Here is a 13,763-nt window from a genome sequence, read left to right on the forward strand (position 1 = left end):
CTATGAAAGTTTTTATTTTTTTTCAATCATTATGTTATCATACAATAAAAATCCATGTTTTGAAATATCCAGCCCTTGAATATAGGGTTTTATGAGATTAGTTGTAGATTTATTATATACTGGTAAAAATACGTTTCCTTCATTAATCTCATTTCCAATCTCAACGAGTAGTTCTAGATAGTCTTCTTCATTAGGAGAAATGTCACGTTGAATTATCTCAGCCTCAAGTTCTTCACTTATTTCTAAGGATATTTCCGGGTAATTCCAAATCCAAAATTCCATAACATCTAGTATACTTCCTATATTTTCAAATCCTGGATATTGAATGATATCATAATTAATAAGCTCTTCTTTTGGGATGTCCCTCATTGAGGATATATTCAAATCTACTCCTATACCAAGGGTTTTTTCAAGAACAGATTTTAGGGCAATTGCGGTTTTTATATCCTTCTCTTCTTCAAAGGATAAGATTGAAATCCTGTCTATAAATCCAGACTCTCTAAATAAAAGCCCTAAGTCTATATTTTGTCCTTGGTTTATAATTTGTCTATCTAAAATTTGAGATTCTATTTTGGAGTATATATTCTGATTTATTCTGGAGCTTAACATATCTAATGATGTTAGATTTCCATCTCCATTTACCCCTTCACTTATAAGTTCTACTTGAGCACTTCTCACGGCTATGTCCCTCAAAGACATATCATTAAAGGGGTATTTTGATGAATTTAGAATATAATAGAAATTTCCATAGCCTGTAAACTCATATCTTCCTTCCTCTGCCATCAGATAGTCGCCTTCTTTTGGAAGAATATTGGACGCTATGTCAACCACCCCCGTTTGAAAGGCTGATATTCTATTAGATGAGTTTTCTATGGTTATTAGTTCTATAATAATATCTTTATCTTTCTCAATATCATAGTCATAATGATAAGGATTTCTTTTTAGTATGATAAAACCTTCTTTACTCTCTTTATCTATAAAGTATTTTCCATTTGTCACATTTGGGTATGACTCTTTTTCAGCTTTTAACTGAAATCTTTGTTCACTTTTTAAAGGTACAAAATACGGAAGAGTTAAAATTTTGAGAATATCCTCTCTTGGTCTTTCCAGTATTATCTCCAGTGTATTATCATCTACAATGTTGATTCCCAGCTCATTTTCATCTACTAGCTTATCGTGAAAAGCCTTTGCATTTAATATAGGAAATAGCTTGTATGCAAAAGGACTTTCTGTTTCTCTTTCAAGAATATATTTGAACCCATTAAAAAAATCCCTGCTAGTAAGTTTGCTTCCATCAGACCACATAGTATCCCTTAAATGAAAGGTGTATACTAGATTATCCTGTGAAACTTCCCATGAGTTGGCTGAGCCTTGAGTTATATTGCCATTTGAATCTAGCTTTACAATGGTCTCATAAATATTAAAAAAAAGATTTCCTTCATCAAAAGTCAAAGGAAATGCTGGATTTAGATTTTTAACTTCAGTTCCAATTGAATGTCTTATTGTCATAACCTCAGCTTCAGGGGCATATTCTTCAGCTACAGCCCCATCATTTCCTAGCCTCTGATCTGTACAACTTCTTACAAAAAATCCAAACAATAAAACAAAACTGAGTATCAAAATTATTTTTTTCAATCAAAACACCTCTTAAGCTCGAACATTTCCCAAATCAAATCTTCTATTTCATTTTCTCTATGGCTTAGATGCTCAAAGTCTTTCTCACCTGACTTTATATCATAAATTTCCCTAGCAAGTCTTGATATATCTTTCATTTTTTCATCATCAAAAACTGGTATAGGAATTTCTCCAAGTGGCCTTCTATATAATTCCAGATATGAACCCTTGCTTTTCCCTATATATTTCAAATAATAAGTTACCAGTGAACTATTTAAATATCCTAGGAGAAAAAAAGGATCTACTTTCATATCTGTAATAAAGTATACATCTGCACTGGCATAAAATTCTCCATTGTGATAGGCAAATTTGCCAACTGTTGCCCTTTGTGGAACTACTATCTTTTCTCCTTCGAAAATTTGTCTTTTCCTAGCCCACTGTAAGCTGTAAAAAGGTAGGCTTCCATTTTTACACTCTCTTCGCCTCTCTAGGATTTTTCTGTATTTCGAAAGATATGCAATCACATTTTCCTTATCTTCGCCTTTAATTTTATTTGTTGAATATATAAGAAATAGATTTGAAGGATTGACTTTATATTTTTCAATAGATGAATTTTTATAAAAGGGTACTATAAAGTTGTCATACTCATTAAACCCAGCTTTTTTTAGTTCTTCCCTTTTTAAAACAAAAATCCCGTCCCCTTTTTTGATTTCAAAAGAGGATATATCCATCTCATCTATATATTTTATATTTGAAATTGTGACTTTGTCAGCCCCACTTACAATACCTTGATTAATGCTTGCAACATCTCTAAGCTTATGGTGAGATTTAGCCTGAATACTACTGATTATATCTTGGTCTTTTTTTGAGGCAAATACAAAGTAAGGACTAAAATTCATAGTAAAATTATTATTGCAAAGAAGCCTTTCAAAGCATGGAGAATCTTCTTTATCTTCAATAATAGAAGTGAGTCCAGACTTAAGATTTCTTTTCATATCTTTGAATGTGTAGTGAAAAAAATCATTTACTTTCTTTTTTTGAAGTATAAATATCATGCTATGGTGACCACAGGCATCTTTAAAAATCCTAGCCTCCCCAAAATCAATAACCTCCAAAAAACTGGCTACATCCCTCACAGCTCCTCGAAGCTTTACCGCAGAATCTGCCCTTGTCCAATAGGTTGGAGTAATAAAGGCAAGTATTCCGTCTTCATTTAATAGCTCCAAAGATTTTTCTATAAAAAAATAAAAGTAGTCCATACCTTTTTCATAATATTTCTGACCAAATTCTGTGGTTTTAACCTCTCTAAAGAGCTCTTTATTTCCTTTTTCTCCGATATATGGAGGGTTGCCTATTATAACGTCAAATTTTCCATTAAAGTCTGATGATAAAAAATTTTTTTCAAGTATTTTCCAATTTGTTTCATTTTCTTTTGTTTCTAATAGATTTTTAACATTTTCCTTTGCAAGATTAACAGCCTTTTCTTCTATATCTATACCAATAAAGTTTTCTATCATAAAGCTTTGAGCATCTTCAGTAGATTCCAGTTCAGTTTTTACCTTATCGAATATAGGAAAAATAAAACTACCCCCTCCTAAGGATGGCTCAAGAATCTTCATATTTTTTAGGGCAGAGATTTTATCATCTCTGCCCTTTGTATAGTAATGAAAAGCCCTGTCCACTACAAAGCTGGAAATAAATTCCTCTGTAAAAACCATTCCTAGCTTTTTCATCTCTAGACTTTCTAAACTTTGAGGATATTTATTTTTATGTTGAGACATTATTAGTTCTGCTACTCAAAATATGGTCAAATATACTTATATTGAGATTATTACTGTTTCAACGTACTCTGCCTTGCCGAAGCTACTACAGTTTATATAGCACTCCACAGTCGTAAATTCCCCAAATAGCCTTGGGTACATATATACATTCGCTTGTTTATGCGATTTTGTATATTTTAGCATTTCTTAAATTAACACTTGCTTGAAAATCTCTATCCATAACATTTCCACATTCACATTTATAAACTCTATCAGAAAGTTTTAAATCTTTCTTAATATTACCACAACATGAACATAGTTTACTTGATGGATAAAATCTATCTACAATTCTTAATTCAACTCCATTAAGTTTGCACTTATATTCTAATTTTGTTCTAAACTCATAGAATTTTTGCTGTGCAACTGCTTTGGATAAATGCCTATTCTTCATCATATTTGAAATTGCTAAATCTTCAATAGTTATAAAACTTGGTTTTTGTTTTATAAACTCATTTACTGTCTTATTAATATAATCAGTTCTGATGTTTGTAAGTCTTTGATGAAGTTTTTGTACCTCGACTATCTGTTTTTGGATATTTTGACGAGTAGCTTCTCCTTTCTCTTTTTTATTTCTTAATTTTAAACTTTCATATTTCCTTGAAAGTTTTCTTTGTTCTCTCTTTAATTTCTTTTCTACTTTTTTAACTGTTTTAGTTTTATTAATATTTTTTTTAGTTAAGCCATTACTACAAATTGCAAAATCTTTAAGACCTAAATCAATTCCTATTCCTTTGTAATATTGATTGCTATTGCTATAGTTTACATCTTCCTCAACTAAAATCGAAACGTAGTATCTATCAGCCTTTTGACTTACTGTACCACTTTTAACTGTTGAATTAACTGGAATATAGCCAAATTCTTTTAATCTTACAAAGCCTAAAGTCGGAACTTTAACCCTATGTCTTTCAATTGTCCAATCAGTTTTATTGTTTTTAGGAAAATATGCTTTAACGTTTTTATTCTTCTTTTTCTTGAATTTAGGAAAACCACTTTCACCCTTAAAGAATCTTTTGAAAGCTTTTTCTCCATTCATTATAGCTTGTTTTGTAGCTTTAGAAGATACTTCTTTAATCCAATCTTTATCAGGATTATTAGGTATATACTCATTGTTAAGCCATTTTGAAAAATCCATACCACTAACAAATCTTTTTTCTTTTTCATAAACTTCTTTGTTATGAGCCATATAAAAGTTATATATAAATCTACTTACACCAATCGTTTGATGAATTTTAATTATTTGTTCTTTAGTTGGCTTAATTTCTATTTTGTATGCTTTTTTCAACTTCTTCATCTTCCTTTATATTTTTTTATATTTTCTTAAACCATAAATTCTACAACTAAAAACATGAAGTATAGAAATTATATCTTGAACTAATTCTTCTGACGGTGATAGACTCTCGTTGTTTACAACAACTATTTTAACATTAAATTTTTCTAAAAATCTTTCAAACCATTCAAAGCCAAATCGAACAAATCTATCTTTGTGAGTTATTATTATAGTGTTTATATCAGAAGTCATACATTCATTTATAAGCTTATTCCACTTCTTACGATTATAATTCAATCCACTACCATAATCTTCTATTACTTCATCTACTATAATTCCTTTTGCATTAGCATATTGTTTAAGAAACTCAACTTGATTTTTTAAATTATCTTTTTGATTAGAAGTTGAAACTCTTGTATATATAACTGTTCTTTTTTCAGATGATGTTATTCCTTTAAACTCTTTGTATTGTTCATAAGTATAATATCTTCTATTTGTTGGTGTTCTAAATGCTTTTAATTTTCCAGCATTATCCCAACGTTGAAGCGTCAAAACTGATACATTTAATCATTCGGCAAATTCTTTAGGTTTATAATTGTTGTTCAAATATAATCACTTCCTTTCAGTGATTATATTTGAACAATTGATTATATTTGTATATGTTTTCGTTAACTATTGATACCCTCCTGTTTAAGTATTCTAAAGGATGATTCCCCTTTATAGAGCTCTGCAAGAGCTAGATAAGCCTGCTCTGTAGCCCACTCTACTTCTGTAACGCCTGATGGGTCTTCATGTTCAAATCTTCCGTCCTTATAAAATGACATCAGTGCAGATGATATAGTATTTTCTCCTTTTACAAACTCTTGTCCATTTGGGTTTATATCTACTGCCATGAGTCCATTTATTACAGCCGCTAAAGTGTATATATTTTCACTTCCATCAAAACCAGGAAACCCTCCCGTTTCAAGCTGCTTTGATTTTATAAAGGATAGTATTTTATTTACTGCCTCATTGGCCTGTTCACTTTCTTTGTCCATAAAACCAAGTAAAGCCATGGCTGCAGTATCTACATCCATATAAGACCCTACAGAGCCGTCTTCATTAATCATTCCTATTAAAGCGTTTTCTGCTGAGGACTTATTATAGTCTTCATAGCCTGCAAGTTCTAAGGCTGCCATAGCATAGGCCTGAGTACTAGGATAATCATCCCAATCTATAATAACGAATTTCCCATTTTCTTTTTGGGAATCTGCCAATAGCTTTACATAGTTTGTTTCATTGTAGCTGTATGGATCTAAATCAGCTGCAAGAATTGTAAGTATATTTATAGCATAATTTAAAGAACTTTCTTCCTGAATAATCTCGAAATTTTCTTCTTTTTCAAGACCTAAAAGATTATGTGCAAGTACAACCCTAAATGGTCTTAATCCATTTTCCCTTTCAAATAACCCTTCAATTGTTTTTGTAGTCTCATTAACTGCACTTTCAAGCTGAACTTCACCATTTAACTTTTCTTTAACTTCTTGCTCTGCATCTTCAGTAGTTATTCCACCATCATCATCTATAGTAAGTGCAAATATCCATATTATTTCGTCTCCGTCCTTTACACTTACAGAGCCTGCTCCAAGACTTGGAAATTGATTGTTTAAAGCGTATCTCCATCCAGATTCAGGTCCCTTGTCAAATTGCTTTTGGCCGTCTATAGATACTATAAACCCAGACTTTTGTTCAAAGGATACCTCTTTTTTTGCAATGATTTTTTCTGTGATATCAAGTACAGTATCATTTTCTTCTATTGTTACAACCTCTTTATCTGCAACTATATTCTCATCATAACCTATTATTGATATAGTAACTTCTCCAACACTTTCAGGGCTTTTTTGACAACCCGTAAAGAGCATCATGGAAGCTAAAATCACAAACACCATTAATAATATATATTTTTTCATCTTTTTCCTCCAAAATTCTAATCAATTTTCTTATAATATATTTTGTCCTTAAATCTAGAAAGTACATTTGATACATCTTTTCCAAGAAACCAGGCAAATCCAAAATTTCCAATACCATGCAAAAGGTCAAAGTAAAAAGATGTAATATTAGCCATTATAAAAGATTGAAGGGTCAATGGCCTTATGAAAAATAACCAATGCCAAAAGTTCATTATATAGTCAAAAATAAAACCCCAGAGAAATCCATATACAGCAAATCCAATCTTGAAAAACTTTTTAGGCAAAGCCTTTAAAAATACTCCTGAAGCTCCTGCTAATCCCCATGCAAGCATTTGCCAAATAGTCCACGGCCCCTGACCTATAAACATATTGGTTACAAGGGGAGAAAAAACTCCAACCATAAATCCTACATTACCCCCAAAGACATAACCTGTCAAGATTACAAAAAATGTGGTGGGCTGGATATTTGGAAGCCCTGCAAAGGGTATTCTCATTACACCTGAAATACCTGCAAGAGTTGCTATAAGCGCGAGTTCTCTGGTAGTAGTATTCTTTTTTTCATATTTATACATAGCAAAAACAAAAACTAGTGTAAGGACTATCATAGAATAAAAAGCTATATTATCTGACACTTTATACCTCCTCTAGTTTTGATAGAGTAATAAAATCACATGCGTCTTTGAGGGTTACAGAAATATCTTTTTCTGTATATGAGTCAAATAATTTGGATAGCTGAGTTCTATAATATTTCTCTTTTGAAAACACCCTTCTTGGTATATCATAGTCAATCAGTCTTCCACCTCCAAGTATTGCCACTTTATCGCAGGTGGCAGCAGAAAACTCTATATCATGAGTTACAAGTAATATAGTTTTACCTTCTTTTGACAATGACAGCAAAAGATTATTTAATTTTCTTTTTAAAAATCTATCTAGTCCCCTTGTCGGCTCATCTAGTATTAAGATATCAGGCTCCATGGCTAGTATGCTTCCTATTGCCACTCTTTGTCTTTCTCCTCCCGAAAGATCCCTTGGATTATGATGAGCATGCTGAGTAAGTCCAAGTTTCATAAGTATGTCATCTAGCTTTTTTTCATTATATGTATTATTTAGATTCATAGTAAATTTTATTTCATCTTTAACTGTATCGCTGAATAAGTAGTCATTTGGATTTTGTGATAAAAAACCAACCTTACCCTTTACTTCTACAAACCCTCTATCAGATTTTAATAAAGATGATATGTTTTTTAGGAGTGTAGACTTGCCACTGCCGTTTTCTCCCATTATTCCTATTATTTCTCCCTTTGGAAAATCCATGTTTATATCTTCTAGGACATCTATTCCATTTTCATAGGAAAAGCTAAGATTTCTTATTATAATTTCTGGTTCTTTTAATAACTTAGTCTCTAAGGGATATTTTTTAAAATGCACATCATATTTTTTAAGAAGCTCTACCCCTTCCTCTAAAGTAATAGGAATCTCTTCCTCAAGTCCCATAGAGATAAAAAACTCAGACACTGGTGGAAGAAAATCAAGGGAGTTTGCTTTGCTAAACCATGCAAAATCATGTGGCTCACCATTAAATACAATGCTTCCCTCTTCCATAAATACCACTTTTGAGGCTATATGAAGACACCTTTCTACTCTTTGCTCTACAAGAAGTATAGTATATCCATGCTCTTTGTTTAGCCTTTTAACCATTTCTATTATTTCCTCTGCATATTTAGGGTCTAGCTGTGATGTAGGTTCATCTAATATAAGAACCTTCCTTCCCATAGAAAGAGCTCCACCTATGCATACTTTTTGTTTCTGTCCTCCTGACAAATCCATAGTACTTGATTTCGAAAGAGGCTCTATATCTAAAACTTTCAATATTCTATCTACCTTTTTAATCATATCTTCTCTGGACATCCCTGCATTTTCCATAGAGAATGCTATCTCTCTTTCCACAGTATCCATTACAATCTGATGCTCTGGGTCTTGGAATATAATCGAAGCGTTACAGGCTTTTACAAATTCTCCTTTTACTATCCCACCATGATATTCAGGTATAAGGTCTGATAGTACTTTTGCAAGGGTAGATTTTCCGCTTCCTGATTTTCCAAGTACGAGCACAATTTCTCCTTCATAGAGACTAAAATCAACATTTTTAAGAGAAGGATTTGACCTATTAGGATAATAATAGGAGTAATTTTCCAGTTTCATAATTTCCATGTTCTCCTCCTAATAAAAATTATAGCTCGACATTTCCCTAAATAAAAACATATTAATTAATATTATAACTGACATAAAAAAAAGTACATAATCCCTTTTGTTTATGGAAATTTCACTGTAAGAAGTTCTTTTTATAGATGAAGAAAATCCCCTCGAAGAAAGAGCCTCAGCTCTTATAAGTGCTCCCTCTAAAGAGGATATGAGAATTACCTTTAGTAGTGGGGTATATGCTTTTATCTTACCCCTCAAAGATGTTTCGTTAAATTTCACGCCTCTAAGCTCCATGACATCCTTTATCCTAATTACATCTTTTTTTAATCTATGAATCACATGAATACTCATAGATACAGTAAGGGCACTCTTGCCTGCAAGCCTTGAAAAAAATGAAAAGGAATCATCTTTATCAACTAAAAAACCATATATAGAAAATATCATCATCATACCAAAGAGCTTCATAGACATAACAAGTCCAAATATTATTGCCTCTAAGGTAACCCTTATTCTTCCTATAATAGGAATGCCCGTTATTTTAAACAGCTCAGTATTTCCCCCTTGATTAACAAGGGGATTTATAATGATTATTATAAGTGAGCTAAAAAGACTGAACAAAAGAACCTCTTTAAATTTTTCCTTTTCCTTGAATACAAAAAAGAAACCAATTAGAAAAAGATTTAATATTATCACAGCCCTAGGGTCTTGATAGTAAAGCATGCTAAAAAGCAGTGCAAATAATAAGGCAAGTGCACTTTTAGGATTGAATTTCATTTAACATACCGCCTTTAGATAGAGCTTAACTCTTTTATTACTTCATCTTTTGAATCATACTCGGAAAGTTTTAGTAATATACTCTCGTCTATTATTTTAATTCCTAGTTTTTTTGCTTTTTCAAGTTTAGAGCCTGCTTCCTCTCCACTAAGAAGTACATCTGTGGATTTGCTTACAGAAGAAGTCACATTTCCTCCAAATCTTTCAATAAGGCTCGCCGCTTCATCTCTTTTCATATTTGGCAGTGTGCCTGTTATAACAAACTTCATATTTTCAAAGATGTTTTTCTCTAAGGAAGATGTTTTTTCCTTTTTAGTATTGACCCCTGCCGCAATAAGCCTTTCTATAAGCTTTAGATTTTCCTCTACTCTAAAGAAAGAATATATACTTTCAGCCATTTTTTCCCCTATTTCAGGTATAGCTCTAAGCTCATCAAGAGTAGCCTCTTTGATATCAAATATATCACTGTATCTATCTGAGAGTATCTTTGCACCCTTTGAACCTATATATTTTATTCCTAATCCAAATAAAAGCTTTGATAAGTCTCTTTCCTTTGAGGCTTCTATAGAATTTAAAAGGTTAGATACAGATTTTTCTCCCATTCTAGGAAGATCTATAAGGTCTTCTCTTTTTAAGTAATAAATATCTGCCATATCACGTATTATTTGATTGTCAAATAATAGAGTTACGATGGATTCTCCCATCTTATCGATATTCATAGCACCTTTTGATACAAAGTGTATTATTCCTCTTCTTATTTGGGCAGGACAAAGTATATTTGGACATTTAAGGGCAGCCTCGCCTTCCACTCTCATAGTCTGAGAATTACATTCTGGACAGTGGGTAGGCATTTCAAACATTATTTCATTTCCTGTTCTTTTGTCTTTTATAACCTTATATACCTCTGGAATTATATCCCCAGCTTTTTGGATAAGGACGTGATCCCCAATTCTTATATCCTTTATTTTTATATAGTCTTCGTTGTGAAGAGTGGCCTTTGATACAGTGGAGCCTGCTATCCTTACAGGTTCGAGTATCGCTCCTGGAGTTATTGTTCCAGTCCTCCCAACCTGAACTATAATATCATTTATCACAGTTTCTTGCCTTTCAGCAGGAAACTTATATGCTATTGCCCATCTCGGAGCTTTGGCAGTATATCCTAGCTCTTCTCTTTTATTTATGTCATTAACCTTCACTACTATTCCATCTATTTCAAAATCCAGCGTATCTCGTTTTTCCTGCCATATAAGAATTTCATCCCATACCTCTTCAATTTTCGAAAAAACCTTTCTTTCTGGACTTACTTTAAGCCCTAGCTCTGACATTAATTCAAGGGATTCACTATGACTTTTTACATCCAGCCCTTCTATTTTTTGCAGATTGAATACTATAATATCTAAAGGCCTCTTTGCTGTAATTTTAGAATCCAGTTGCCTTAGTGACCCTGCAGCTGCATTTCTCGGATTTGCAAATAGAGCAAGTCCATTTCTTTCCTGCTCCTCGTTTAACTGAAAAAATTTATCTTTCGGGATGAATACCTCTCCCCTTGCTATTAGACTGACTTCTTCTTTTAGCTTTACCGGGATTGATTTTATTGTCTTGAGGTTTTGAGTGACATCTTCCCCAATTTCTCCGTCTCCTCTTGTAGCTCCACTTACGAATTTTCCATTTTCGTAGGTAATTGCCACAGAAAGGCCATCAATTTTAAATTCCACTACATACTCTACTTCACCTAAAGCGCCTTTTACCCTTCTATCAAAATCAAAAATGTCTTCTTTTGAAAAAGCGTTCCCTAAAGAAAGAAGAGGTACTTCGTGTCTTATCTGATCAAATTTTGACAAAGGAAGTCCACCTACACGGGTAGTTGGAGAATCTTCTTTTCTGTACTCTGGGAATTCTTCCTCTAGAGCAATCAGCTCCTTCATTAACTCGTCATATTCAAAATCTGATATTTCTGGTGCATCCTCTGCATAGTATTTATAATTGTGATGTTCTATTACAGATATTAGCTCTTTTATCCTTTCCTTAGGATCAAACATCCTAACCCTTCCTTTCTATATTAAGGCTATAGTTTTCAATCAAGGTTTTTGTAGCTTCCTCTGGGAATATGCTGTTTATATATATACCTGTACCTATCTCAAATCCAGCATTTCCTGAGATTCTAGGATTAATCTCAAAATGATAATGATAGTATGGATTTGAATCCTTCATGCTTTTGGGAAGTCCATGAAGATATAGATTAAATGGAAAATCCCCTAAAGTCTTGTATAGCATATGAAATGCTCTATATAGAGCATCGGAAAGTTCTGTTTCATTTTGTTCCTCTTGAAAATAAGGTCTATGAGCTTTTGGAAGCACCCAGAGTTCATATTTGTATTTAGGGGCAAATGGAGAAATAACTGCAAACTCATTATTTTCATACACTAGTCTTTCTCTTTTTTTCAGCTCTATCCTTAAGATGTCACAATAAGGACATGTCTTGCTATTTGAGTAGTATTTTTTTGAACCTTCGATTTCATATCTAATAAAATCAGGCACAGAGCCTAAGCCAATCATTTGACTATGAGGATGAAAGAGTGAAGCCCCAGCCAATTTTTGGTAGTTTTTAAAAAAACTTACAAAGTCTATACTATCATTTTTTATTATTTCTTTATATCGCTTAAGTACAGCAGAAATAAATCTTGTAAAATGCTCCTTGTCCATATTGAAGTAATTGTGGTTATGTTTTGATGACTCTACTATTACTTCATGGGTTCCAATTCCACTATATTTTTGAAAAAGAGAGCTCGTTTTTATTCTTTTTACCTTGGAAGCTTCCATTTGATCAAGGGCTGGATATTTATTTGGAACTATCCTTATATCCCAGTTTTCTCCGTTTGATATCCTATCTATTTCAGGAGGGGTCATATCTTCATTTCCTAGACAAAAAGGACAATCAGCCATATATTCGAACTTACAGTGAAAGCATTCCTCTGCCTTTACATTCCAAAGATCAGAAGGACGGTTGTCCCTCTCCATGGAAAAAATCACATGTCTTCCTGTAATTGGATCTATTCTTATTTCTGACAAAAAAACACCCTCTTAAAATAAGAATATAGCATAAGTCTAATGTCAATTTAGAACTTGGCTATTTTTCTTTATATTTAAATTAATTATTCTAATATCCCCTATCTAAATCCACTATGTTAAGTAGTTCCTTTCCCTCTTTTAGTCTCTTTAGATTTTCATAAATCAAGTTAAATCTTCTCTCATCCTTCATCTGAGATATCCATGAGTTATGAGGAGTGATGTATATATTTTTCAAATCCCATAAAGGATTTTCCTTTGAAAGAGGTTCACTTTCAAATACATCAAGTGCCGCACCCTTTATAGCTTGATTTTTAAGGGCATTAAAAAGAGCCTTCTCATCTACTACTTTTCCTCTTGATACGTTTATAAAAAAAGCTTCCTTTTTCATAAGATTAAACTTTTTCTCATCCATAAAGCTTTCAGTCTTTTCTGTAGATGGAAGCACCATAACTAAAAAATCAGCTATTTCGATGACTTCTTCTACCTTTTCTATGGGATATACCTTATGAAAAAACTCAGCTTCTCTGCCTTTTGTATTTACTCCTATTATGTTTACATCAAATCCTTGAAGTCTTTTGGCACCTTCTTTGGCAATAGTTCCAGTGCCTAAAAAAACTATATTCTTCCCTGTGATTTCCATTATGCCAAGGTCCATTTTCCATCTTTTTTCCTGTTGCTTTTCAATAAAACCTCTAGAGTTTTTTGCAAGCTGAAGAATGTTTAGGACTATCCACTCTCCCATAGGAATTGAGTATCCTCCCTTGTTATGGGCAAGTGGAATATTCATAGAAATCAGCTTTTCCTTTGGTACAAAATCAAACCCTATGCTCGATAGCTGAATAAGCTTTAGGTTTGTAAATTTTTCTATATCTAGGTTCTCAAATGGGTTGTAGCAACAAAGTACATCCGAGTCATAATCAAGAGATTCTTTATCAAAGTGGTTTTCATCCACAACTTTTATTTCGTATCCTAAATTTCTGATCTTATCAAAGTTTTCTTTTCCATAGTCGTACATAAATAATGCTTTCATATATTTTCCTCCTATGTGATCAGCTCTTAGAATTATTT

At 32.6% G+C, this 13,763-nt stretch carries 10 protein-coding genes and 1 pseudogene; all 11 read right to left on the bottom strand.

Annotated elements, in window-relative coordinates:
* Positions 1 to 12 precede the first annotated feature (12 nt).
* The 11 genes and pseudogenes from J2Z35_RS01805 to J2Z35_RS01855 all read right to left on the bottom strand — a co-directional run bounded on the left by J2Z35_RS01805 (position 13) and on the right by J2Z35_RS01855 (position 13,725).
* Complete coding sequence (locus tag J2Z35_RS01805; protein ID WP_209658757.1) at positions 13 to 1,635, bottom strand: peptide ABC transporter substrate-binding protein; 1,623 nt, start codon at positions 1,633 to 1,635, stop codon at positions 13 to 15.
* The gene (locus J2Z35_RS01810; protein WP_209658759.1) at positions 1,632 to 3,395 is read right to left on the bottom strand and encodes an Eco57I restriction-modification methylase domain-containing protein; all 1,764 of its coding nucleotides are present in this window, start codon (positions 3,393 to 3,395) and stop codon (positions 1,632 to 1,634) included. Before J2Z35_RS01810 ends, J2Z35_RS01805 begins: the two co-directional genes overlap by 4 nt.
* A 157-nt stretch (positions 3,396 to 3,552) precedes the next feature.
* Positions 3,553 to 4,725: an RNA-guided endonuclease InsQ/TnpB family protein gene (locus J2Z35_RS01815; protein WP_209658761.1), complete on the bottom strand. Its 1,173-nt coding sequence runs from the start codon at positions 4,723 to 4,725 to the stop codon at positions 3,553 to 3,555.
* Positions 4,688 to 5,253, bottom strand: a pseudogene (locus J2Z35_RS01820) (IS607 family transposase). Before J2Z35_RS01820 ends, J2Z35_RS01815 begins: the two are co-directional and overlap by 38 nt.
* 116 nt (positions 5,254 to 5,369) lie before the next feature.
* The gene (locus J2Z35_RS01825; protein ID WP_209658763.1) at positions 5,370 to 6,650 is read right to left on the bottom strand and encodes a DUF4430 domain-containing protein; all 1,281 of its coding nucleotides are present in this window, start codon (positions 6,648 to 6,650) and stop codon (positions 5,370 to 5,372) included.
* 17 nt (positions 6,651 to 6,667) lie between these two features.
* A complete protein-coding gene (locus J2Z35_RS01830; protein ID WP_209658765.1) occupies positions 6,668 to 7,282 on the bottom strand; it encodes an ECF transporter S component in 615 nt (204 codons plus the stop codon).
* Position 7,283: 1 nt separating this feature from the next.
* Positions 7,284 to 8,861, bottom strand: a complete 1,578-nt coding sequence (locus J2Z35_RS01835) for an ABC transporter ATP-binding protein (protein ID WP_209658767.1) — start codon at positions 8,859 to 8,861, stop codon at positions 7,284 to 7,286.
* A 9-nt stretch (positions 8,862 to 8,870) separates the two neighbouring features.
* Positions 8,871 to 9,626, bottom strand: a complete 756-nt coding sequence (locus J2Z35_RS01840) for an energy-coupling factor transporter transmembrane component T (protein WP_209658769.1) — start codon at positions 9,624 to 9,626, stop codon at positions 8,871 to 8,873.
* A gap of 14 nt (positions 9,627 to 9,640) precedes the next feature.
* Complete coding sequence (gene ligA / locus J2Z35_RS01845; RefSeq protein ID WP_209658771.1) at positions 9,641 to 11,665, bottom strand: NAD-dependent DNA ligase LigA; 2,025 nt, start codon at positions 11,663 to 11,665, stop codon at positions 9,641 to 9,643.
* A gap of 1 nt (position 11,666) precedes the next feature.
* A complete protein-coding gene (locus J2Z35_RS01850; RefSeq protein ID WP_209658773.1) occupies positions 11,667 to 12,695 on the bottom strand; it encodes a galactose-1-phosphate uridylyltransferase in 1,029 nt (342 codons plus the stop codon).
* An 88-nt stretch (positions 12,696 to 12,783) separates the two neighbouring features.
* On the bottom strand, positions 12,784 to 13,725 hold the full coding sequence (locus tag J2Z35_RS01855) for a phosphoglycerate dehydrogenase (RefSeq protein WP_209658775.1): 942 nt from the start codon (positions 13,723 to 13,725) through the stop codon (positions 12,784 to 12,786).
* Positions 13,726 to 13,763 lie beyond the last annotated feature (38 nt).

This window comes from Acetoanaerobium pronyense, from assembly GCF_017874355.1.
Lineage (GTDB): Bacteria > Bacillota > Clostridia > Peptostreptococcales > Filifactoraceae > Acetoanaerobium > Acetoanaerobium pronyense.

Bases quoted from the DNA above. Each gene is read 5' to 3' on its own strand.
- J2Z35_RS01810 (WP_209658759.1), bottom strand. From the start codon at position 3,395: ATGTCTCAACATAAAAATAAATATCCTCAAAGTTTAGAAAGTCTAGAG.
- J2Z35_RS01815 (WP_209658761.1), bottom strand. From the start codon at position 4,725: ATGAAGAAGTTGAAAAAAGCATACAAAATAGAAATTAAGCCAACTAAA.
- J2Z35_RS01825 (WP_209658763.1), bottom strand. From the start codon at position 6,650: ATGAAAAAATATATATTATTAATGGTGTTTGTGATTTTAGCTTCCATG.
- J2Z35_RS01835 (WP_209658767.1), bottom strand. From the start codon at position 8,861: ATGGAAATTATGAAACTGGAAAATTACTCCTATTATTATCCTAATAGG.
- J2Z35_RS01840 (WP_209658769.1), bottom strand. From the start codon at position 9,626: ATGAAATTCAATCCTAAAAGTGCACTTGCCTTATTATTTGCACTGCTT.
- ligA (WP_209658771.1), bottom strand. From the start codon at position 11,665: ATGTTTGATCCTAAGGAAAGGATAAAAGAGCTAATATCTGTAATAGAA.
- J2Z35_RS01855 (WP_209658775.1), bottom strand. From the start codon at position 13,725: ATGAAAGCATTATTTATGTACGACTATGGAAAAGAAAACTTTGATAAG.